Annotated in this window: 24 protein-coding genes; 16 read left to right on the top strand and 8 right to left on the bottom strand. The window is 72.6% G+C overall.

What is annotated here, in order from left to right:
* The first annotated feature begins 188 nt into the window (after nucleotides 1-188).
* Entirely contained in the window at nucleotides 189-1,595 is a 1,407-nt protein-coding gene (locus BLQ91_RS12795) for a glutamate--cysteine ligase (protein ID WP_245733369.1), read from the top strand.
* Nucleotides 1,596-1,689: 94 nt separating this feature from the next.
* On the opposite strand, the gene BLQ91_RS12790 is transcribed toward BLQ91_RS12795, so the two are convergent.
* Nucleotides 1,690-2,082, bottom strand: a complete 393-nt coding sequence (locus BLQ91_RS12790) for a hypothetical protein (RefSeq protein ID WP_090097012.1) — start codon at nucleotides 2,080-2,082, stop codon at nucleotides 1,690-1,692.
* 124 nt (nucleotides 2,083-2,206) lie between these two features.
* Here BLQ91_RS12790 and BLQ91_RS12785 point away from each other — a divergent pair, with 124 nt between their 5' ends.
* On the top strand, nucleotides 2,207-2,950 hold the full coding sequence (locus tag BLQ91_RS12785; RefSeq protein ID WP_176959712.1) for an alpha/beta fold hydrolase: 744 nt from the start codon (nucleotides 2,207-2,209) through the stop codon (nucleotides 2,948-2,950).
* A gap of 30 nt (nucleotides 2,951-2,980) precedes the next feature.
* Here the strand turns inward: BLQ91_RS12785 and BLQ91_RS12780 are convergent, their stop codons facing one another.
* On the bottom strand, nucleotides 2,981-3,895 hold the full coding sequence (locus tag BLQ91_RS12780; protein WP_090097010.1) for a LysR family transcriptional regulator: 915 nt from the start codon (nucleotides 3,893-3,895) through the stop codon (nucleotides 2,981-2,983).
* A gap of 97 nt (nucleotides 3,896-3,992) precedes the next feature.
* On the opposite strand from BLQ91_RS12780, the gene BLQ91_RS12775 reads away from it, so the two are divergent.
* Both BLQ91_RS12775 and BLQ91_RS12770 read left to right on the top strand, forming a co-directional pair.
* Nucleotides 3,993-4,817 (top strand): SDR family NAD(P)-dependent oxidoreductase, encoded by an 825-nt coding sequence (locus BLQ91_RS12775; protein ID WP_090097234.1) that lies wholly within the window; start codon nucleotides 3,993-3,995, stop codon nucleotides 4,815-4,817.
* 188 nt (nucleotides 4,818-5,005) lie between these two features.
* Nucleotides 5,006-5,230, top strand: a complete 225-nt coding sequence (locus tag BLQ91_RS12770) for a hypothetical protein (protein WP_090097009.1) — start codon at nucleotides 5,006-5,008, stop codon at nucleotides 5,228-5,230.
* A gap of 103 nt (nucleotides 5,231-5,333) precedes the next feature.
* Here the strand turns inward: BLQ91_RS12770 and BLQ91_RS12765 are convergent, their stop codons facing one another.
* Nucleotides 5,334-5,504, bottom strand: a complete 171-nt coding sequence (locus BLQ91_RS12765; protein WP_090097008.1) for a CsbD family protein — start codon at nucleotides 5,502-5,504, stop codon at nucleotides 5,334-5,336.
* 379 nt (nucleotides 5,505-5,883) lie between these two features.
* Here BLQ91_RS12765 and BLQ91_RS12760 point away from each other — a divergent pair, with 379 nt between their 5' ends.
* The 5 genes from BLQ91_RS12760 to BLQ91_RS12740 all read left to right on the top strand — a co-directional run bounded on the left by BLQ91_RS12760 (nucleotide 5,884) and on the right by BLQ91_RS12740 (nucleotide 9,935).
* A complete protein-coding gene (locus BLQ91_RS12760) occupies nucleotides 5,884-7,182 on the top strand; it encodes a hemolysin family protein (RefSeq protein ID WP_090097007.1) in 1,299 nt (432 codons plus the stop codon).
* Nucleotides 7,179-8,231 (top strand): hemolysin family protein, encoded by a 1,053-nt coding sequence (locus BLQ91_RS12755; RefSeq protein WP_090097006.1) that lies wholly within the window; start codon nucleotides 7,179-7,181, stop codon nucleotides 8,229-8,231. Before BLQ91_RS12760 ends, BLQ91_RS12755 begins: the two co-directional genes overlap by 4 nt.
* Before the next feature lie 27 nt (nucleotides 8,232-8,258).
* Nucleotides 8,259-9,254 (top strand): sporulation protein, encoded by a 996-nt coding sequence (locus BLQ91_RS12750; protein ID WP_090097005.1) that lies wholly within the window; start codon nucleotides 8,259-8,261, stop codon nucleotides 9,252-9,254.
* 81 nt (nucleotides 9,255-9,335) lie between these two features.
* Complete coding sequence (locus BLQ91_RS12745; RefSeq protein ID WP_090097004.1) at nucleotides 9,336-9,656, top strand: DUF3040 domain-containing protein; 321 nt, start codon at nucleotides 9,336-9,338, stop codon at nucleotides 9,654-9,656.
* A gap of 90 nt (nucleotides 9,657-9,746) precedes the next feature.
* The gene (locus BLQ91_RS12740) at nucleotides 9,747-9,935 is read left to right on the top strand and encodes a hypothetical protein (protein ID WP_090097003.1); all 189 of its coding nucleotides are present in this window, start codon (nucleotides 9,747-9,749) and stop codon (nucleotides 9,933-9,935) included.
* A 166-nt stretch (nucleotides 9,936-10,101) separates the two neighbouring features.
* On the opposite strand, the gene BLQ91_RS12735 is transcribed toward BLQ91_RS12740, so the two are convergent.
* Nucleotides 10,102-10,689 (bottom strand): histidine phosphatase family protein, encoded by a 588-nt coding sequence (locus tag BLQ91_RS12735; protein WP_090097002.1) that lies wholly within the window; start codon nucleotides 10,687-10,689, stop codon nucleotides 10,102-10,104.
* A 217-nt stretch (nucleotides 10,690-10,906) separates the two neighbouring features.
* Here BLQ91_RS12735 and BLQ91_RS12730 point away from each other — a divergent pair, with 217 nt between their 5' ends.
* The 6 genes from BLQ91_RS12730 to BLQ91_RS12705 all read left to right on the top strand — a co-directional run bounded on the left by BLQ91_RS12730 (nucleotide 10,907) and on the right by BLQ91_RS12705 (nucleotide 16,006).
* A complete protein-coding gene (locus tag BLQ91_RS12730) occupies nucleotides 10,907-11,356 on the top strand; it encodes a hypothetical protein (protein ID WP_090097001.1) in 450 nt (149 codons plus the stop codon).
* 606 nt (nucleotides 11,357-11,962) lie between these two features.
* Nucleotides 11,963-12,289, top strand: a complete 327-nt coding sequence (locus tag BLQ91_RS12725; RefSeq protein ID WP_090097000.1) for a lycopene cyclase domain-containing protein — start codon at nucleotides 11,963-11,965, stop codon at nucleotides 12,287-12,289.
* The gene (locus BLQ91_RS12720) at nucleotides 12,282-12,599 is read left to right on the top strand and encodes a lycopene cyclase domain-containing protein (protein ID WP_090096999.1); all 318 of its coding nucleotides are present in this window, start codon (nucleotides 12,282-12,284) and stop codon (nucleotides 12,597-12,599) included. Before BLQ91_RS12725 ends, BLQ91_RS12720 begins: the two co-directional genes overlap by 8 nt.
* On the top strand, nucleotides 12,586-13,278 hold the full coding sequence (locus tag BLQ91_RS12715) for a class I SAM-dependent methyltransferase (RefSeq protein ID WP_090096998.1): 693 nt from the start codon (nucleotides 12,586-12,588) through the stop codon (nucleotides 13,276-13,278). Before BLQ91_RS12720 ends, BLQ91_RS12715 begins: the two co-directional genes overlap by 14 nt.
* Complete coding sequence (locus BLQ91_RS12710; protein WP_090096997.1) at nucleotides 13,275-14,798, top strand: FAD-dependent oxidoreductase; 1,524 nt, start codon at nucleotides 13,275-13,277, stop codon at nucleotides 14,796-14,798. Before BLQ91_RS12715 ends, BLQ91_RS12710 begins: the two co-directional genes overlap by 4 nt.
* Nucleotides 14,795-16,006 (top strand): NAD(P)/FAD-dependent oxidoreductase, encoded by a 1,212-nt coding sequence (locus tag BLQ91_RS12705; protein ID WP_245733368.1) that lies wholly within the window; start codon nucleotides 14,795-14,797, stop codon nucleotides 16,004-16,006. Before BLQ91_RS12710 ends, BLQ91_RS12705 begins: the two co-directional genes overlap by 4 nt.
* A gap of 115 nt (nucleotides 16,007-16,121) precedes the next feature.
* On the opposite strand, the gene BLQ91_RS12700 is transcribed toward BLQ91_RS12705, so the two are convergent.
* From BLQ91_RS12700 to BLQ91_RS12685, 4 genes are read right to left on the bottom strand one after another with little or no spacing between them, the layout of a single operon-like run.
* Nucleotides 16,122-16,988: a MerR family transcriptional regulator gene (locus BLQ91_RS12700; RefSeq protein ID WP_090096996.1), complete on the bottom strand. Its 867-nt coding sequence runs from the start codon at nucleotides 16,986-16,988 to the stop codon at nucleotides 16,122-16,124.
* Complete coding sequence (locus BLQ91_RS12695) at nucleotides 16,985-17,266, bottom strand: WhiB family transcriptional regulator (protein ID WP_090096995.1); 282 nt, start codon at nucleotides 17,264-17,266, stop codon at nucleotides 16,985-16,987. Before BLQ91_RS12695 ends, BLQ91_RS12700 begins: the two co-directional genes overlap by 4 nt.
* A gap of 20 nt (nucleotides 17,267-17,286) precedes the next feature.
* Nucleotides 17,287-18,270, bottom strand: a complete 984-nt coding sequence (locus BLQ91_RS12690; protein WP_425412465.1) for a Rieske (2Fe-2S) protein — start codon at nucleotides 18,268-18,270, stop codon at nucleotides 17,287-17,289.
* Nucleotides 18,260-19,186 carry a phytoene/squalene synthase family protein gene (locus tag BLQ91_RS12685; RefSeq protein ID WP_090096994.1) on the bottom strand — a complete coding sequence of 309 codons (927 nt, stop codon included), beginning with the start codon at nucleotides 19,184-19,186 and terminating at the stop codon, nucleotides 18,260-18,262. The genes BLQ91_RS12690 and BLQ91_RS12685 overlap by 11 nt, the downstream gene beginning before the upstream one ends.
* 145 nt (nucleotides 19,187-19,331) lie before the next feature.
* On the opposite strand from BLQ91_RS12685, the gene BLQ91_RS12680 reads away from it, so the two are divergent.
* On the top strand, nucleotides 19,332-20,408 hold the full coding sequence (locus BLQ91_RS12680) for a polyprenyl synthetase family protein (protein ID WP_176959711.1): 1,077 nt from the start codon (nucleotides 19,332-19,334) through the stop codon (nucleotides 20,406-20,408).
* Nucleotides 20,409-20,428: the final 20 nt, after the last annotated feature.

The following is a 20,428-nucleotide window of genomic DNA, read 5'->3' as shown; positions in this document are numbered from 1 at the left end:
GGCCGGCGCCCGTCCGGCTCCACCCGGCGCACGACGAGTTCTCTGTGGACCCGGATGCGTTTTGCGTTGAAGGGCAGGGGTAATCGCCCGGTGTCCTCCTGCCTCGGCGGGGGAGGCGTTCACCGGTCGAGCAGCGCGCCGGCGCAGTGTCGCGAGCAGGGCGGTGGGGCGTGGAAGAAGCGATTTCGGTGTCCGGTCCGACGGTCGGCGTGGAGGAGGAGTTCCTCCTCGTGGACCCGGTGACCGGTGTGGCGGTGAACCGGGCGGACGAGGTCGTCGCCGTCGCGCGGCAGGTGTTCGGGCTCGCCCTGGACTACGAGCTGACCGGCACCCAGGTCGAGGTCAAGACCTCGGTCTGCCGCGACGCGGACCAGGTGCGCCGCGAGCTGCTGGACCTGCGGCGGACGGTCGCGCTGGCCGCGCGGGAGGCCGGGTGCCGGGCGATCGCGGTGGGTGCGCCGCCGTTCGGGGACACGACGGGGACGATCACGGACGGCGTGCGGTACCGGCGCATCGCGCGGGAGTTCGGGGTGCTCGCGGGCCAGCAGCTGATCTGCGGGTGCCACGTGCACGTCGCGGTGCCCGACCGGGAGACCGCGGTGCTGGTCTGCAACCACGTGCGGCCCTGGTTGCCGGTGCTGGGCGCGGTCACCGCGAACTCGCCCTTCTCCGGCGGCGCGGACACCGGGTTCGCGAGCTGGCGGTCGATGGTGTGGTCGCGGTGGCCGGTTTCGGGACCGCCACCGGTGTTCGCCTCGTGGCAGCACTACGAGTCCCTTTGCGACACGATGCTCAGCGCCGGCACGGCCCTGGACCCGTCGATGGTCTACTGGGACGTGCGGCCTTCCGCGCGGTGGCCGACGGTGGAGGTGCGGGTCGCGGACGTCGCCGCCGGCATCGACGACGTGGTGCTGCTCGCGGCGCTGGTCCGCGCTCTCGTGACCCAGGCCGTGGCGGACATCCGCCGTGGCGTGCCGCCCGTGCCCGTTCCCGCCGAGACGTTGCGCCAGGCCTGCTGGCGGGCGGCCAGGGACGGCCTCGCGGGCGGGGCGCTCGACGTGCTGTCCGGCCGGCTGGTCCCGCTGCGCCGGCAGCTGGACGACCTGGTCTCGCGGCTGACGCCCGTGCTGGAGGCCAACGGCGACCTGCCTTCGGTGCGGAGGGGGTTGCGCGTGCTGGACCGCGACGGCTGCGGTGCCGACCGCCAGCGCCGGGCGCACCGCGACGGCGGTGTCGAAGCGTTGCTGCGACTGGTCGAGGTCGGCGAGGCGCGCACCCGTTCACCTCACGGCGTCGTCGAGGTGAAGTCGTTCGCCGAGGTGGACCTGTCGAACTGCGACGAGCTGGAACGGCGTTGTGCGCGGGCGGTGGCCGCGGGCGCCGAGGAGGTCGTGCTGGACCTGTCGGAGGTCACGTTCTTCGGGTCGTCCGGCATCACCGCGCTGGCCGGGATCCGCGAGCTGGGGCTCGAGCGGCGCGTGCCGATCAGCGTCGTGGCCAGCGAGGCGGTGGCACGCGTGCTGCGCGCCACCGCCATGGTCACCCTGCTGCCGCTGCACGTGCCGCGGGAGAGGCCCCTTCCGACGGCGGGATGACGGTCGCGGGCTCACCGCGGGACGAGCACCACCCGCTGCGCGGCCGCGCGGTGACCGGGCCACCGCGCGACACCCGCTCCGGCTTCGGCCGGGCTCAGATCGGCTCGTCGGGGGTGCGCACCGTGCTGGCGACCGAGCCGCCCGGTTCGTCGGCGAGCTGCCCGCGCCCCGCGGCCTCCGCCAGCACCTCCTCGTCCAGCGGTTGCGGTGCGACGGGCACGTCGGGCTGCTCCTCGGCGAGGCGTTCGTCCAGCGGACGGGCGTGCGCCTGCTCGTACGGCGTCATGCCGTACTTGTCGACGCCGCTCCACCGCTCGGGCGGGTCCATGCCCGCCTCGAGCGGGTCGAGCCGGAGACGGTCCTCGTCCAGGTCCTCCGCGCTGTTCAGGGCGGCGGGGTCCGTTTCGACGGAGTCGGGGGAGCCGGTGTCGTGCGGTGGCGTGTAGGACGCCAGGTCGTCTCCCGGGTTCGAGTCATCTGTTGCCATGACGGCCGTGTACCCGGCGGGCGCGCGGCCAATCGATCTCTTTCGTGAGCCCGCTCGCAGCCGGCGCCACCACGTTTCCGGCGGCCCTCACCGCGGTAGTTCCAGCGGGACGAAGGGAGGCCGCATGCCGGACCGTCGGCGAGACGTGCGCGAGCGGTGGGATCGGGTCGGCGGGCGCGGGTTCCGCAGCCTGCGGGCGGGACGGCGGCACGGCGACGAGCCGGACGTCGTCCTCGTGCCCGGCCTCGGGGCGCTGGGCTACCTGGTCGACACCCTCGACGCCTGCGGCGGCAGGACCACGGCGCACCTGCTCGACGTGCCGGGCTTCGGGCACCGGGCGGCGCGGGTGTGCCCGGCCGGGATCGGCACCGTCGCCGAGGCGGTGTGCGGCTGGATCGACGAGGTGCCGCGCGCTCCGGTGGTCCTCGTCGGGCACTCGACGGGTGCCCAGGCCGCGTTGCACGTCGCCGCGGCGCGACCGGACCTCGTGCGGTCGCTGGTGCTGCTCGGACCGACCTTCCCGCCGGAACAACGCGGCGTGAAAGAGCTGGTCCGCGCGTTCGTGCGCAACTTCCTGCACGAGTCGCCCGCACTGGTGCCCGCGACGGTGCCCGACTACCTGCGCGGCGGACCGGCGGAGATCACGCGCTTCATCCGGTCGGCCCAGCACGACGCGCCGGAGGACGTCATCACGGAGGTCCGCTGCCCGGTGCTGCTGGCACGCGGCGAGCACGACGCGTTCGCCCCCCAGCCGTGGGTCGACCGCCTCGCCGCCGCGGCACGGGACGCGCGGTCGGAGGTCGTCGGCGGCGCGCACACGTTCCCGTTCCGCAGGGGAGAGGAGACCGCACGGCTCATCGCGCTGTAGGGCGTGTGCCGTGGGGCCGTTCGATGAGAGTCACGGCTGACGACGCTCGGCGATGAGCCGTGCTTCCTCGACCAGCGCGGCGCGGACAGCAGCGGCCGGAGCGGTGAGGCTCCCGATCCACGCGAGGCCCATCGAGCGCCCCGCCCACCCCGGGTCGTCCACCTCCACGCAGACGACCCCGTCGGGCAGCGCGGCGGCGGCGAGACCGGGGATCGTCGTGATCCCGAGCCCGGCGGCGACGAACCCGAACCGGGCCGACCAGTCACCGAGCTCGGCCACCACCCGCGGCTGCGCCACCGTGGGCCAGGCGCCGAACTGCGGTTCCCCGCGTGCTCCCCTGCCGACGACCCACCCCTCCCCGGCGAGCTCCGCCACGGGCACCCGCCGCGCACCGGCGAGACGGTGCCGGCGTCCCACCGCGAGCAGCAACGCGCCGGAGAGCAGCGGTTCGACCTCGACGCCGGTGAGGTCCCAGCCCGGCAGGTCCTCCCCGGAAGCGAGGATCGCCAGGTCCACCCGCCCGGCCCGCAACCGCCGGATCTGCACCGGCGTCGACGACTCCAGGAACTCGACCTCGACCGAGGGGTGGTCGGCGCGCACGCGGGCGATCGCGCGGGGCACCAGGCGCAGGGCCGTGGTCGGGAACCCGCCCAGCGCGATCCGGCCGCCGAGCGGTGCTGGGAGGTCTTCGAGCTCGCGGTGGGCGACCTCGTACTGGTCGAGGATCACCGCCGCGCGCACCGCCAGCCGGCTGCCCGCCGCCGTCGGCTCGACCCCGCGAGGTCCCCGGTCGAACAGCCGCGTGCCGGTGGCGGCTTCGAGCGCGGCGATCTGCTTGGACAACGCCGACTGCGTGAACCCGAGGCGCTCGGAGGCCGCGGTGAGCGAACCGGTCTCCACCACGGCCCGCAGAGCGCGCAGCAGTTGCGGGTGGACGTCGAGCACGAGCCGAGTATGTCAGGACCTCGGTATGCCAGCATGGAATACCTGCGTTGATCGACTTTCTCTGGTGGCATGCCGGTCCGGCGTCGAGACTCGGTTCATGAGCAAAGTCTGGTTCGTCACCGGAACGTCGACCGGCTTCGGTCGCCTGTGGACGGAGGCCGCGCTGGAACGGGGTGACCGCGTGGTGGCCACCGCCCGCGACCCCGAGAAGCTGCGGGACCTGGAGGGGCGCTTCCCCGGCACCGTGCTGGCGCTGGAACTCGACGTCACCGACCGGGAGGGCGTCTTCGCGGCGGTCGACCGCGCGGCCGGTCACTTCGGGCGCATCGACGTCGTGGTCAACAACGCGGGCTACGGCCACTTCGGCATGGTCGAGGAACTCTCGGAACGTGAGCTGCGGCAGCAGATGGAGACCAACTTCTTCGGCGCCGTCTGGGTCACGCAGGCGGTGCTGCCCGTCCTGCGGCGCCAGGGCGGCGGGCACCTGCTGCAGGTGACCAGCGAGGGCGGCGTGCGCGCCTACCCCGGAATCGGGGCCTACCACGCCTCGAAGTGGGCGCTCGAAGGCCTTTCCGAAGCGCTGTGGCAGGAGGTCGAGGGGTTCGGCGTCCACGTCACCTGCGTCGAGCCCGGTCCGTACGCGACCGACTGGCTCGACCGGGGATCGCGCCGCAGCGCCGAGTCGCCGGACTACGCGCGGGCCCGCGCTGGGAACGCCGTGGAGTTCGAGATCGGGGAGGCCGCCGCGACGGCACCGGCGGTCCTCGCCCTGGTCGACGCGGAGCACCCGCCCCGCAGGCTGCTCCTGGGACGCGTGTTCCCCGTGATCGAGGAGCTCTACCAGGAACGCCTGCGGACGTGGCGCGAGTGGCAACCGGTGTCGCTCGCCGCGTTCGGCGCACCGGGCGACAACCGCACCTGACCTGCCGCGACGGCGTGTGCGGTCCGTCCGTCGAAATCGGGCGAGACCGGAGGATTGACCTCCTGCGACAACGGGCATCCCGGTGCGCGCGATCCGACGGCCGGTAAGACCGAGGCCGGAGAAGGGGCGCAGGGTCCCTTCGCGAAGAAGCGGATCCACCACCTCGCTCGGAACAGGAAGTCGACACTTTGCAGATCCAGCACATCACGCGCTCGGGTGCGGACAGCGGCCGCACCGGCGACCGCGCTCAGGTGCCTGTTCGCACGCAGCCGCTGTCCGCTCTGCCGGCGCAGGGACTCTTCAGCCATCCGCACGTGGACGCCGGATTCCGGTCCGCTCCGGTGGCCGGCGCGGTCCGGCCCGCCTACACCGGGCTCTTCCAGGAGGCGTCCGGTCCACTGAGGACCGGGTGAAGGTCGCGAGTTCGACTCGTCGGCGCCCGCGAGGAAGCTCGGCCGAAACGACGGAAGCCCCGCATTCGCGGGGCTTCCGTCGTTTCTCGCTCGGGAGCGAGTGCTACTTGAAGGCGTCCTTGACCTTCTCCACCGCTTCCTTCAGGTGGCCCTTGGCCTGCTCCGCCTTGCCCTCGGAGCGCAGACCCTCGTCGTTCGTGACGTCGCCGACGCCTTCCTTGACCTTGCCCGTGAACTGGTCGCTCTTGGCCTCGAACTTGTCATCGGCGCCCATGATGTCCTCTTCCTGTCATCGAACGTCCTGCGTCAACGTTGTGACGGGGATGCCCATGACGTTTCAAACCAAAACGTGAGCTGAAGCGCCACGGCGGCAAGGTGTCCGGAGGGTCCGCGGGGTCGGCGGACCCGAAACGAGGACCACCGTGAGGCGGTTTTCCGGACCGTCAGCGCCGCCGTGATGTCGTTGCGGGAACTTCGTGGGCTTCCGGACGTTGAAACAGGTGGATCTGCCGACGTCACTGCTGCGCCCACCTGCACCTGCTTCCAGAACCGTACAGTGCTACGTGTTACTGTAGGGGTATGCCTGATGATGCCGACGTGGACGGCTGTAGTAGTGGGCCGGGGCGAACCCGGCTCGAAGTGGTGAGCACGCCGTGTTGATCTTTTCCGGCTTGCTGGCGATCGTGGCGCTGACCGCCGCCACGGGGTATTTCGTCGCCCAGGAGTTCGCCTACATGGCAGTCGACCGGGGCCGGTTGCGGCAGATGTCCGAAGCGGGGGACGGAGCCGCCGAACGGGCGCTGCGCGTGACGCAGAAGCTGTCGTTCATGCTCTCCGGTGCCCAGTTCGGCATCACCGTCACCGCCCTGCTGGTCGGGTACGTCGCCGAGCCCCTGCTGGGCACGGGGCTCGCGAACCTGCTGGGCCTGCCCGAGTCGTTCGGCGTGCCGCTGGCGATGGCCGTGGCGCTGATCTTCGCGACCGTCGTGCAGATGGTGCTGGGCGAGCTGCTGCCGAAGAACCTCGCGATCGCGAAGCCCGAGGCCCTGGCGAAGTGGCTGAGCTCGTCGACGCTGCTCTACCTCAAGATCGCCGGCCCGGTCATCCGCCTGTTCGACGCGGCGGCCACCAGGCTGCTGCGCTCGATCGGCGTCGAACCGGTGGAGGAGCTGCCCCAGGGCGCCACGCCGGAGGACCTCAAGCAGATCGTCGGCGACGCGGGGGAGCAGGGCCACCTGGACCCCGAGCTCGCCCAGCTGCTCGACCGCGGCCTCGGCTTCCGCGAGCTGGCGGCCGAACAGGCGATGACGCCACGGGTGAACGTGCACTCGGTGCGCGCGGACGAGCCCGCCTCCCGCGTGGTGGAGCTGCTCGACACCGGCCACTCGCGCTTCCCCGTGGTCGGCGACGACCTGGACGACATCCGCGGTGTCGTGGGCCTGGCCGAGGTCCTCACCCTCACGCCCGAGCAGCGGCCCACCACCCCCATCGGCGCCGTCGCGGCGCCCGCGCTCGTCGTTCCCGCGACGCTGCCGCTGCCGGCCGTCCTGGAGAGGCTGCGCACCGAACGCCGCCAGCTCGCCTGCGTGCTCGACGAGTTCGGCGGCTTCGCCGGGATCATCTCGCTGGAGGACCTCGCGGAAGAGCTCGTCGGGGAGATCCAAGACGAGGACGACCTGGTCGAGGACATCATCGAGCGCCTCGACGACGCCCGGTGGCGGGTGCCCGGCCGCATGCGGCTGGACGAGGTCGAGGACGCGACCGGGATCGCATTGCCGGAAGACGACGCGTACGACACCGTGTCGGGTCTCGTGCTGCACCAGCTCGGCCGCACCGCGGAGATGAACGACGAGGTCGACGTGGACGGGGTGACGGTGCTGGTCACCGCCGTGGCGCGCAACGTGCCGGACACGGTCGTCCTGACGACACGGGTTCGGGAGGAGGTCCGATGAGCATCGGGATGTCACTCGCGATCTCGTTCGTCCTGCTGGCGCTCAACGCCTTCTTCGTCGCCGCCGAGTTCGCGTTGATCGCGGCGAAGCGGCACCGGCTGGAGCAGGAGGCCGAGACGTCCCGCGCGGCGCGGGCCGCCGTGGCGGGGGTGCGCGAGCTGTCGCTGATGCTCGCGGGCGCCCAGCTCGGCATCACGCTGTGCACGCTCGGCCTCGGCGCGCTGGCCAAGCCCGCCGTCGCCGACCTGTTCGAGCCGCTGCTGACCGCGGTCGGCCTGCCGGACGCCCTCGCCTACGGCATCGCGTTCACGACCAGCCTGGTGCTGGTGGTGTTCCTGCACATGGTCGTCGGGGAGATGGCGCCGAAGTCGTGGGCGATCTCGGACCCCGAGCGGTCCGCGCTGATGCTGGCGCTGCCGTTCCGCGCGTTCGCGCACTCGGTCCGTTGGGTCCTCAGTGGACTCAACAACACGACGAACGCCCTGCTGCGCCTGATGAAGGTCGAGCCGCAGAACGAGCTGGCGCAGGCGCACCGGCCGGAGGACCTGCGCCTGCTGGTGCGGCAGTCGGGCGAGCACGGGCTGATCCCGGAGAACCAGCAGCGGCTGCTGACGCGCATGCTGCAGGTGCAGAAGACGACGCTGCGCGAGGTCATGGTGCCGGTGCAGGAGGCCTCGACCGTCGCCGAGAACACCACGGCCCGCGAGATCGAGCGCCGCAGCCTCGCCTGTGGACGGTCGCGGTTCCCCGTGACCGACCGGCACGGCCGTTATGTCGGCCTGGTGCACATCCGCGAGGCCATGCGCGCGACGGCGCGGGGCGAGGACCCGGACGCCCGCACGTTGATGGGCCCGGTCCTCACCCTGGAGGCCGGGATGCCGGTCGCCGCGGCCGTCACCGCGATGAAGGCCGACCGCGCCCAGCTCGCCCTCGTGTCCGGCGACGAGCGCGTCGTCGGCCTCGCGGCGCTGGAAGACCTGCTCGAAGAGCTGATCGGCGACTTCGACGACGAGACCGACGCACCGCGCGTTGCGGTGCGCCAGAACTGATCCACCCCCAGTCCCGCAGGAGGAGACTTGTTCAAGCGGATGCTCAGCGCGTTCGGCGTTGGCGGACCGTCCGTCGACACGGTGCTGGACTCGCCGCACGCCGTCCCTGGCCAGCTGGTCACCGGGCAGGTGCGCATCCAGGGCGGCAGCGCGGACGCCGAGATCGGCCAGGTCGTGCTGTCACTGGTCACCCGCGTCGAGGTGGAGCACGGTGACCACGAGTTCGGTGGTGTCTCCGAGTTCTTCCGCACGGTCGTGCAGCAGGGCGTGCGGGTCCCGGCCGGTCAGCTGGTCGCGATCCCGTTCCAGCTGCCGATCCCGTGGGAGACGCCGATCACCGCGGTCGGCGGCGGCCAGCTGCCGGGCATGACCGTCGGCGTCCGCACGGAACTGGTCATCGCGGGCGCGCCGGACAAGGGCGACCTGGACCCGATCCAGGTGCACCCGCTGCCGTCGCAGGACGCGGTGCTCAACGCCTTCGGCCAGCTCGGCTTCTCGTTCCGCAGCGCCGACGTCGAGGCGGGGCGCCTGCACGGCGTGCCGCAGGAGCTCGGTTTCTACCAGGAGATCGAGTTCTTCCCGCCCGCGCAGTTCGCGGGCTCGGTCAGCCAGGTCGAGCTGACCTTCGTGGCGAACCCGCACGAGCTGTACGTGATCCTGGAGGCCGACAAGCGCGGCGGGATGTTCTCGTCGGGCGGTGACGCGTTCGGGCACTTCCGGGTTTCGCACCAGGAGGCGCAGGGCACCGACTGGGCCTCGGCCGTCAACGGCTGGCTGGCCCAGGTCGCGCAGCGCGGCCACGCCACCCCCGCGTTCGGGGGCAACCCGGCGTTCGGCCACCAGCCCGGATATGGCGGTCACCACGGATACGACCACCACGGCCACCACGGCCACCGCAGCGGTCCCGGCATCGGTGGCGTGGTCGCCGCGGGCGCGGCAGGGGTCGTCGGTGGCATGGTGCTGGGAGAGGTCGTGGACGAGGTGTTCGACGAGGGCGAGGACTTCGCCTTCGGCGAGGAGTGAGCTGAGCAACCGCGGTTCCGGCGCTCCTCCCGGGCGCCGGAACCGGCGGCGGACGGAGCACGACGGACGAGGAGGTTCGTGATGGCGCTGGCAGACCGCGAGAAGCGCGAGCTCGAGCAGATCGAGCAGCGCTTGTTCGAAGAGGATCCCGAGTTCGCCGCGAAACTGGCGAAGCCGTCGGTCTTCGTGTTCCTCTCCCGCAGGACCCTGCTCCTGGCCGGCGCGGTGGCCGCGTTCCTCTGCGGCTTGCTGGTCGTGATCGCCGGGGTGACGTGGTCGTCGGTGCCGGTGGTCGTGCTCGGCGCCGCCGTGTGTGCGAGCGTCTTCGCGGGCCTGGTGGTCTGGGTGTGGCGTGGGCAGCGCGACCCCCGGAGCCTGTCCCGCAGGGCTCGTTCGCGGTAGCCGCGGCCGTCGCCGACGTCCAGCCCGACGCGGCACACCATCTGCTGTCCGGTGCGATCCTGTGGCGTAGGGCGGAACGGGGAGAGCTGGTTGGCGAAGCGGCGGTACGTGGCGAGGGGCGTGCCCGGCGGGTACCGGGTCTGGGACACCAAGGTGCGGCGGTGGTGGGGCGACCACTACGAGCTGTGCCCCGACGACCTGCTCGCCGAGCTGAACGGCGCCGCCGACCCCGCGCGGATCACCGCCCTGCTCAAGCGCTACCGGGCGCTCCGGCGCTGAGCGTGCACTCCGGTCGAACGCCGCCCTTGGTGTCATGACGCGATCAGCAGGACCGGCCCCGGTGCGGTTCCGCGACAGCCATCCGAAGACCGGACGCCGGCAGCGGCACCGAACCCACCCGACCCACCCGACCCGGACGGCCCGGACGGCCCGGACGACCGCGGAGCTAGGGGTGGGGTCCCGGCCGGAAGCCCGTCCAGCGCAGGTCGGCCGGCAGGTGGCCCATGTCGTTGTGGAGCAGCAACGCCGCAGGGGTGCCCGCGCGGTGCTGGATCACGGTGAGAGCGGTGTTGCCGCAGCTCATGGCCAGCCAGCGGTCCGGTGGCGCGTCCAGGGCGTGCCGCACCAGCCACGCCACCTGGTAGGCGTGGGTCACCAGGACCTCGTGGGTCTCGGACGGCGCGGGGCGGGCGAACCGGTCGACCAAGGCCTCGGCCAGACGGGCGCCGGCGGCGGCCTCCGCGGCGTCGTAGCCGTCGAAGAAGCCGGCCCACGCGGATGGCGGGTTCTCCGGGACGTGCGGCACGTGGTCCACCAGTTCCGCCGCCTCGCTCACGGGGACGCCCGGCAGGTGCTCGCCCAGGATCCCGGCGGTCCGCGCGGCGCGGGGGAGCGGGGAGTGCCACACCGCGTCGATCGGCAGCCGGGCGAGGCGGTCGCCCAGCAGGTGCGCCTGGCGAGCACCGGTCGCGGTGAGCTCGCCGAACGGGTCCGCCGCGCCGTGCCGCACCAGGTACAGGTGGCGAGTCGCCAACGCATCCCCACTCAGTCAAGTGGCAAGAACATCCCGATGATAACGCCATCTGGAACTATGTATCCCTGACTGGCGCTGCTTCGGACGGGTGAACTGCTGCCCGGTTGGCCTGCAACGCGCACCGGATCGTTTGACCATGTCCGAGTTGGTTGTAGCAATACAGAAAGCGTGCGGGGGCGCAGTCCGGTCGGGGTCGACGCGGAGGAGGCGGGAGTCGATGCACCGGCTCGACGAAGTGCAGGCCAGGGAACTGACGCTGGCCGCTGTGGGAGCGGTCAACAGGCGGGATCACCCGTGGTCGGTCGAGGTCGTCCGGTGTCTGGCGGCGGAGGAGCAGACGAAGGTCGTCGCGATCGACACGTGTGCGGCGATCCTGCTGCGGGGAGTTCCCCGCGGCTCGCTCGGCGCCGGCGTGCGGATCGCGGTGGACGGTTCGGCGGCGCGGGGAGAGGAAGCCCGTGCGCGGGCTTCGGAGGTGTTGAGCGGGCTCGCGGCCGGGGACGACGGACGGGTCGCGTTCGTGCTGGGAGCGCTGGGAGAGGAAGAGCAGTTCGACGTCTTGCTGGCGCTGGTGCGCGCCGCGGCGGCGTGGATCGACGCGTACGTGGGCATCGACGGCGACACGGTCGACGCTTACTACGCGATCTCGAAGGCGGAGATGAGCTGACGACACCATGTGGTTCCGGGCGAGTCGGTGAGGCAACTCCTCCCGCGCGCGGTGGTCGTGTTCACGCACGGGACCTCGGACGACCACCGCAGCTTCGACCCGCCGGTTCCGTTTTTCGTGGACGCCGGGTACCGCACGGTCACGCGGGGCCTGCCCGGCCACGCAGCAGCGAGGACGGCGACCTGACGAAGGCCTCCCGCGACCTGCCGGGGTGCCCGACGAGGTCGGTGCGCCGGCGGCTGTGCCGATCGGATCCTCCCCGAGCGGCTGCACCGGCGAGGCAGCGGCGATCGAGGCACCGCCCCGGCTCGACGCGCTGACGATGATCGCGTGGCGGTTGTCCGTGCCCCTGCTGCTGCTCGCGCCGAAGCGGCGGGTGCCGACGCTGGTCGGCCACGGCGAGCACGACCATTCCGGCATCATCGCGTCCGCTGGTCCGGCACCGGGTCGTGCCCGGTGCCGGGCACCTCGCGCACCGCGACACCGCCGGCGCCACAGCCCGTGTCGTGCTGGACTTCCCGCGCGGTTTCAGGCGAACACGAAAGTGCTCGCGTCCGTTGTGCAGAGTCGCCGCGCCGCCCATACGGTCGTCACAGGAGGTCGGCGATGCGAAGCCAGTACGAGTACCTGGCGGTGCTGGGCGTGTGCGTGCTCATCACGGTGCCGCTGGAGTGGATGGGGCGCGGCGTGTACCGGCGCGTCCCGGACCTGGCGCGTGCCATCGCGCCGGTGCTGCTCGTGCTCGCGGTCTGGGACGTCGCCGCGATCCTGCGCGGGCACTGGCACTTCCACCCCGAGGCCACGACCGGGGTGCTGATCGGTGGGGTGCTGCCGGTCGAGGAAATCCTGTTCTTCGTGGCGATCCCGTTGTGCGCGGTGCTGACGTATGAGGCCGTGCGCGGCCATTCGGAACGTTGGTCGCGCAATGGTTGAGGAGTACTCGCTCGCCGCCACCGCGGCGGTCGTGGTGGTGCTGCTGCTCGAGTTCTGCCTGTTGCGCACCGGTTTGTTCAAGCGGCCCGCCTACTGGGTCACGATGGCGGTCGTGCTCGGCTTCCAGGTCCCGGTGGACGGATGGCTGACGAAGCTCGACGCGCCGATCGTGCTCTACGCGGACTGGGCGATCACCGGGGTGCGGGTGCCGTGGGACATCCCGGTGGAGGACTTCCTCTACGGGTTCGCGATGGTCACCGCCGTGTTGTTGTTGTGGGAACGGGGAAGGCTGGCACGTGAACAAGCTTGAGGTACCGGGGAAGTTCGACCGCGCCGCTCGCGGCTACGACTTCCTCGTCGGGCTCAACCCCGGCTACCACCAGGCGCTGCGCCGCTCGGCGATGGCGCTCGGCCTGAAGCCCGGCATGCGGGCGCTCGACCTGGGGTGCGGCACGGGCGCCTCGACGGCCGCCCTGGTCGCCGCCGCGCCGGGCGTGGAGATCGTGGCCGTGGACGCGTCGGAGGGCATGCTCGAGCGGGCACGGCGGAAGCGCTGGCCCCGGACGGTCAGGTTCGTGCACAGCCGTGCCGAGGACGTCGACGAGGGCCGGTTCGACGCGGTCTTCGCCGCCTACCTCGTGCGCAACCTGCCGGACCCGGACCCGGCGCTGCGCAAGATCGGCTCGATGCTGAAGCCCGGCGGAACGCTGGTGCTGCACGAGTACTCGGTGCGCGACTCGCTGCTCAGCACGGCGGTGTGGACGGCGCTGTGCGGGTTCATCGTCCCCGCGGGCTGGCTCGCGACCGGGGACCGCTCGCTCTACACCTACCTGTGGCGCAGCGTGATGGACTTCGACGGCGCGTCCGCGTTGCGCGACCGGTTGCGGCGCAACGGTTTCAACGGCGTGCGCAGCGCACCCCTGCCCGGCTTGCAGCTCGGTGTGGTGCACACCTTCCGCGGGCACGTGCCGGAACAGGAGCAGCGGTGAGGGATCGCAAGGCGGTGCGCATCCCGGCGCCGGCCGGGCGTGCGCAGTTCGGCGGGGACGCGCCCGTGGTCGCCGTGGTGGGCGGTGGCATCGCCGGGCTGTCCGCCGCGACGCTGCTGGCCGAACGCGGCGCCAGGGTGGTGCTGTGCGAACGGGAGAAGTACCTCGGCGGGCGCGTCGGCGGCTGGAGCACCCGGCTCGCCGACGGCAGCGAGGTCACCATGACCCGCGGCTTCCACGCCTTCTTCCGGCAGTACTACAACCTGCGGGCGTTGCTGCGGCGCGTCGACCCGGCGGGCCGGGCTCTGGCCGGCATGCCGGACTACCCGCTGCAGCACGCCTCCGGCCACCGGGACGGCTTCGCGGACCTGCCGACGACCGTGCCGTGGAACGCGCTCGCCTTCCTGCGCAGCAGTCCCACCTTCCGATGGCGCGACCTGCCCGGCATCAACGCGAGGACCGCGCTCTCGTTGCTCGACGTGTCCGTGCCGAGGGTGTACGAGGAGCTCGACGGCATCGACGCCGCCACGTACCTGGAGCGGATCCGCTTCCCCGAGGCCGCGCACGCCCTCGCCTTCGAGGTGTTCTCCCGCAGCTTCTTCGCGCACCCGACCAGGATGTCGGCCGCCGAGCTCGCGGTGATGTTCCACATCTACTTCCTCGGCTCGGCCGAGGGGCTGCTGTTCGACGTGGCCGCCGACCCGTTCCCGCACGGGCTGTGGGAACCGCTGCGGCGCCACCTCACGTCGCTGGGCACCACGGTGTGCACGGGCGTCGAGGTCCGCTCGGTGCTGCCGGGCGAGAGGAAGCGGTTCTCCGTCACCATCGGCGGCGGCGCGATCGAGGCGGACGCCGTCGTGCTCGCCGCCGACGTCCCCGGTCTGCGGGCGCTCGTCGGCGGCTCGCCCTCGCTCGGCGACGCCGCGTGGCGCGAGAAGATCGGCGAGCTCCGCACCGCGCCGCGGTTCCTCGTGTCGCGCTACTGGCTGGACACCCCGGTCGACCCCGACCGGCCCGGCTTCCTCGGCACCGGCGGCCACGACCTGCTCGACAACATCAGCGTCCTCGACCACTACGAGCACGAGGCACGGGCCTGGGCCGCCCGGACCGGCGGGTCCGTCGTGGAGCTGCACGGCTACGCGCTGCCGTCCGACGTGGACGAGCAGTCCGCGCGGGCCCGGCTGTGGCACCAGCTCACCGAGGTCTACCCGGAGACCAAGCAGGCGGGGATCGTCGACGAACGGCACGAACTGCGCGAGGACTGCCCGCTGTTCCCGGCCGGTGGGTACGCGGGCAGGCCGGGGGTGACCACACCGGACGACCACCTGGTGGTCGCGGGCGACCTCGTGCGCGTCGACCTGCCGGTCGCGCTCATGGAACGCGCCGCCACCACGGGTTTCGCCGCCGCGAACCACCTGCTGAGCGGCTGGGGCGTCGCCGGCACCGACCTGTGGAGCGTGCCGACCGAGGGCCGGGTGCCGTTGCTGCGCTCGGCGGCCCGTCGCTGGAGGACGCTGTGATCGTCGTCGTGGGAGCCGGTCTCGCCGGACTGAACGCCGCCCTGGAGCTGACCGCGGCGGGCTTCGAGGTCACCGTGCTGGAGGCCTCGGACGAGGTGGGTGGCCGCGTGCGGACCGACGTCGAGGACGGCGTGCGGTTCGACCGGGGCTTCCAGATCCTGCTGCCCGGCTACCCCGAGCTGGAACGGCTGGAGCTGGACCCGTTCCCGCTGCGGCACTTCCGGCCGGGCGCGTTCGTGCACGACAACGGCAGGCACGACCTGCTCGCCGACCCGCGCAGCGGACCCGCGGCGTGGGACGGGTTCCTGCGCCAGCACGTCCTGAGCGCGCGGGACGTGGCCGCGGTGGCGCGCTTCTCGGTGCCGGACGCCTTCGGCCCGGTCCGGCCGTTGCTCGGCGCGCCCGACCGCACGACCCGGGAGGCGTTGCGGGAGCTGGGGGTGTCGGACCGCGGGGTCGAGGCGGTGTTCCGCCCGTTCCTGTCCGGGGTGTTCCTGGAACGGGAGCTGACGACGTCGTCGCGGTTCTTCCACCTGGTGTGGCGCAGCTTCGCCCGTGGCGGCGCGGCGGTGCCCGCGCTGGGGATGGGGGAGCTGCCCAAGACGATGGCGGAACGCCTGCCGAGGGGCGTGGTGCAGCTGGAGACCCCGGTGCGGGCAGTGCACGACAACGGCGTGGACCTCGAGGACGGTGGACGGGTCACCGCCGACGCCGTGGTGGTCGCGACGGACGGCACGACCGCGGCGCACCTGCTGCCCGGCCTCGTCGACCCGCTCTGGAACGGCGTCACCACGTGGTACTTCCGCCCACCGCGCTCCCCGCTGCGGGACGGCTGCCTGGTCGTCGACGCCGGCGGCGGCCCGGTCGTGAACACCGCCGTGATGTCGGAGGTGTCGCGCCCGTACTCGCCGCACGCCCCGCTGGTGCAGGCCTCCGTGGTCGGCGAGGCCGGTGAACAGGACGTCCGCCGGCACCTGAACCGCCTGTACGGCACGGACACCAGCCGGTGGGAGGTGCTGCGGCGCTACGACGTCCCGCGCGCGATCCCGGCCATGACCGCGCCGCGCAGGTTGAAGCAGTCCGTGCGCGCGGGCGATCGGCGGTACGTGTGCGGTGACCACCGCGACACCAGCTCGATCCAGGGGGCGCTGCACTCGGGACGACGGGCGGCCCGCGCCGTGCTCGCCGACCTGCGCGGTGCGCGGTGACGCTGCTGCTCTTCGGTGACCAGCTCGGGCCGCACTTCTGCACGACGCACGACGACCGTGACCTGGGGGGCCACCTCAGGCCCGGCTATCGCGAACATGGACCTCGACCCAGGCCCTAGCCGCGCACGCGGTCCAGGACCAGTTCGATCGCCTCGGTCAGGGTCCTGGGGCGGTGCACGAACGACGGCAGCGGCACGCCCTCCCAGCCGGCGCCGGCCACCGCGACCACCGGGTCCGACCCGGTGCCGAGCCGCTCCAGCGGCACGCGCCGCGCCAGGTCGGGCCGGTGCGCCCACACCAGCACGACGGTGGGCCGCAGGCGGGTCACCGCGTCGCACAACGCCTCGGCGGGGACGCGCGCGCCGAGGTTGCCCCACAGGCAGCCCTCTTCGGACAGCGCCGCCCCCAACGCCTCCAGGGGCAGCCAGTGCTGCTCCTCGGGCGCGCACGACAGCAGGGCGGCGAGCACGCCGGGACTGCCCGTGCGGGGGACGGCGCGCAGGGCGTGCAGCACGCTCCCGCTGGCGAGGTGTTCGACCTCGACGCCCTGCCCGGTGCGGACGACCTGGTCGCCCAGTTCCACCAGCGCCGGGACGAACACGTCCTCCCACGCCGACACGACGCCGTGGCCGGTGATGAGCTTCGAGGCGAGGTCGGCCATCATCGGCTCGTCGAGCCGGTTCGCGGCGGCGAGGAACCCCCGCTGAGCCACCACCGCTTCCTCAGGGGTGATCGGCGTGCGCGGGCCGTCGGACGGCGCGACCGGCTCCTGGCGCGCCAGCACGGCGGCGGCCGCCGCCGACACGCCCTGCGCGGTCAGGACGACCATCCTGCGCAGCACCTCGACATCCGCGTCCTCGTAGCGGCGGTGGCCGCCTTCCGTGCGGATGGAGGGGCCCAGCCCGTAGCGCTGGTCCCAGGTTCTCAGCGTGGTGGGGGCGATGCCCAGCATCCCCGCCACCGCGCGCGGCGTGTACGTCACGTCCTGCGCGCGCGTTCCGCGAGCATCGCCCTCAACTCACCCTCACCCAGTCCGCCCCGGATGCCGGAGGTCTCGTGCACCTCCAGCGCGTGCGAGCGACATTTTCCCACGACCGGGCAGCGCTGGCAGATGGCCTTCGCCGCAGTCTCGCGCTGATCGCGCGCGGCTCCGGTGGGCTCGTGGAAGAAGCAGGCGTTGTCCATCCTCCGGCGGAGACCGGCGAGCCGCCAGTCCCACGACTCGGCGACCGGCTGAGGAAGGCGGGACAGCTCGAGCATCGACTGGGAAACGACGCAAGTCAGTCGGGGAACCGCCCTGCCCGGCGCAGTGCGTACCGGCGTTCGGCGTAGTCGAGGTCGTCGCGCCACAGCCGGGCGGCCGCCCACCTCATGACCGGCCGCAGCGCGCCCGCCGCCGGCCTGGCCAGCGCGAACCCCGGCCGGTCCGAATGCGCGATGGTCGCCTCCACCACGGCGGTGCGGCCCTCGCGGATCGGGGTCGCGTGGGTCTCGACCACGCTGCCCCGGCCCTCGCCCTCGACGATGTGCATCACGATCGTGCGCGGCTCCGGGCAGGTGAACGCGGCGATGACCGGCACTCCCACCCGTCCGGCGAGCCGGAACGTGACCTCCACCAGGAACCGGTCCTCGGTCTCGGTGGGGGTCTCCAGGACGTGCAGGTTCGCGAACGAGTACGGGTGGAACCACGCGCCGTGCCACGGGTCGAGCCGGTTCGCGACCACGTCCTCGGGGTCGCACCGGCCGATCAGCGTGGCCACCGCGTCGATCGACCCGGCCGGCGGACGCTCCGGCAGCACGGGGGCGTCCAGGGGGTCCTCGCCGCCCACCTCGTCGAGGCGCACCCACACCAGAACGCCGTCGTCGTGCGCCGGGAACGGCGTCCACGCGCCGAACCGCGTGCCGTCGAGCGCGAGCCCGTGCCAGCGGCAGATCAGCTTGCCCTCGGCCACCGCGCCGTCGCACAGAGGTGCGCCGAGGTGCGGGCACGAGCCGGAACCGGCCATGAGCACGCCGTGCGGCCCGCGCCAGAGCACGACCTCCTGACCCGCGATCGTGCGGCCGCAGGGCTTGCCCTTCACGACGTCGCTGCTCGCGCCCGCGACGTACCAGTTGCCGGACGGGCGCGCGGTGGCGCGCTTGAGCGCCGCCTCGATCAGCGCCGGCTTCGCGTCCTGCCACGTCGGCCTCTGCTCGCGCCACGGCGGGCTCGAGTAGATCCGCAGCGGGATCCGGTCACGGATCGACTTCTTCTCAGGCGGCACGGGCGAACACCGCCCTGGCGAGCGCGGGCAGGGCGACCGCGAGCCGCCTGCCGTTGGAGACGACGACGCGGCGCGACAGCACGTCGCAGTCCGCGTCCTCGACGAGGTCGAGGATCCGCCTGTAGAGCCGGTAGGCGGTGAGCACGCACGGCCGGGAGCGCGGTGCGAGCATGCCGATGCCCGGCCACGCCTGCTCGTAGATCCGCCGGGTCCGCCGCACCTGGTCGCGCAGCGCGGCCCTGACCTGCCGGTCCGCCTTGCCGGACGCGCGGGCGTGCAGCAGGCGCTCGCGGTCCACGCCGAACTCGGCGAGCTCGTCGGCGGGCAGGTAGACGCGGTTGCGGTCGAGGTCCTCGCCGACGTCGCGGATGAAGTTCGTGAGCTGGAAGGCGACGCCCAGCGCCGCCGCGGCGGGCTCGGCCTCCTCCCGGGACGTGCTGGTCCCGAGCACGGGGAGCACCTGCAGGCCGATGACCGCCGCGGATCCGTGCACGTACCGTTCGAGGTCGCCGAACGTGGGGTAGTCGGTGACGGTGAGATCCATCCGCATCGACGCCATGAAGTCGTGGAAGTGCTGGACGGGGATGTCGTAGCGGTGCACGGTGTCGATCAACGCCGACAGCACCGGGTCGTCTCCCGCCCGGCCTTCGAACGCGTCCCGGAGGCGGACCTCGATGGCGCCCAGGGCCTGCGCCTTCTCGTCAGGTCCACTGTGGACGTCGTCGACCACGTCGTCCACCCAGCGGGCGAACCCGTACAGGGCGTGCACGGCGGGGCGTTGCTCCGCGCTGAGCAACCTCGTTGCCAGGTAATAGGTCCGGCCGTGCAGTGCGTTGAGCTCGCGGCAGCGCCGGTACGCGTCGCGCAACGCCGGTGCGGTGATGCCCGCGGCGTCCAGTTCGCGTTCAGCCGACATCAAGCGGTCCTTTCGCGGAGAAGGTGTGTCCAAACTAAGTCCCCGAGTTGTGCCCCGCACAACGGCGCGGCTCATCATGCAGATCCTCCGGCGCGCTGCTTAGCTCAGATCATCGAAGGCCCGACTACTTCCAGAGGGAACGCCGATGTCGCTGCTGACCAGCGTGGACGCCCGCCCGTCGCAGGTGGACGACTTCCGCGTCCTCCTCGACGAGGCGCTGTACGACTTCCTGCGCGCGAGGCAGGACGTGGCGCCGGAGCTCTCCGCCGAGCTGCGCGGGCTGGTCCTGGCCGGTGGCAAGAGGATCCGCCCGACGTTCGCGTGGTGGGGCTGGCGCGCGGCAGGGGGTTCGCCACCGGCCGATGCCGTGGTGCGGGCGATGGTGGCGCTGGAACTGCTGCAGTGCTGCGCGCTCGTGCACGACGACGTGATGGACCGTTCGGCGACCAGGCGCGGCAGGCCGTCCGTGCACGAGTCGTTCGCCGCGCAGCACCGGCGTGAGCGGTGGGCCGCGAGCGCCCGCCAGTACGGCGACTCGGCGGCGATCCTGGCTGGTGACCTCGCCCTGGCCTGGGCGGACGACGCCCTGGTCACAGCGGGTCTGCCGAGCGACGTGCTGAGCCGCGCCTGGGGCCCGTGGCAGGCCATGCGGACCGAGATGATCATGGGGCAGCACCTCGACCTGCTGGCCGTCGCCCGCCGCGAGGAGTCGCTCGAGGCCGCGGTGCGCGTGGCGGCGTTGAAGACCGCGGCGTACACCGTCGAACGCCCGCTGCACCTCGGGGCGGCCCTCGCGGGCGCGGACGCGGACGTCGTCGACTGCCTGCGCGCGTACGGCCACGACATCGGTGTGGCCTTCCAGCTCCGCGACGACCTGATGGGGGTCTTCGGCGACGCCTCGGTCACCGGCAAGCCGGTGGGCGAGGACCTGCGGGAGGGCAAGCGGACGCCGTTGATGGCCATCGCGTTCTCCCGCGCGCAGGGCTTGCCCGCGGCGCAACGGCTGCTTCGCCGGTGCCTGGAGAGCAGCAGCGTCAGCGACCGGACCGTCGACGAGGTCCGCGCGCTGCTCGTGGAGCTGGGCGCGGTGGCCGCCGTGGAGGAGCACATCGAGAAGCTGCTGGCCTCCGGGCTGGCGGCGCTGGACCGTGCTGTCATCGACGACGAGGCGCGCCGCGAACTGGTGCGCCTCGCCAACCGGGCCGTCCAGCGGACGACCTGACCGAGAGGAACGCAGTGGTT

Source organism: Lentzea jiangxiensis (genome assembly GCF_900104175.1).
Classification (GTDB): Bacteria; Actinomycetota; Actinomycetes; order Mycobacteriales; family Pseudonocardiaceae; genus Lentzea; species Lentzea jiangxiensis.
This window is presented reverse-complemented; position numbering and strand designations above follow the sequence as displayed.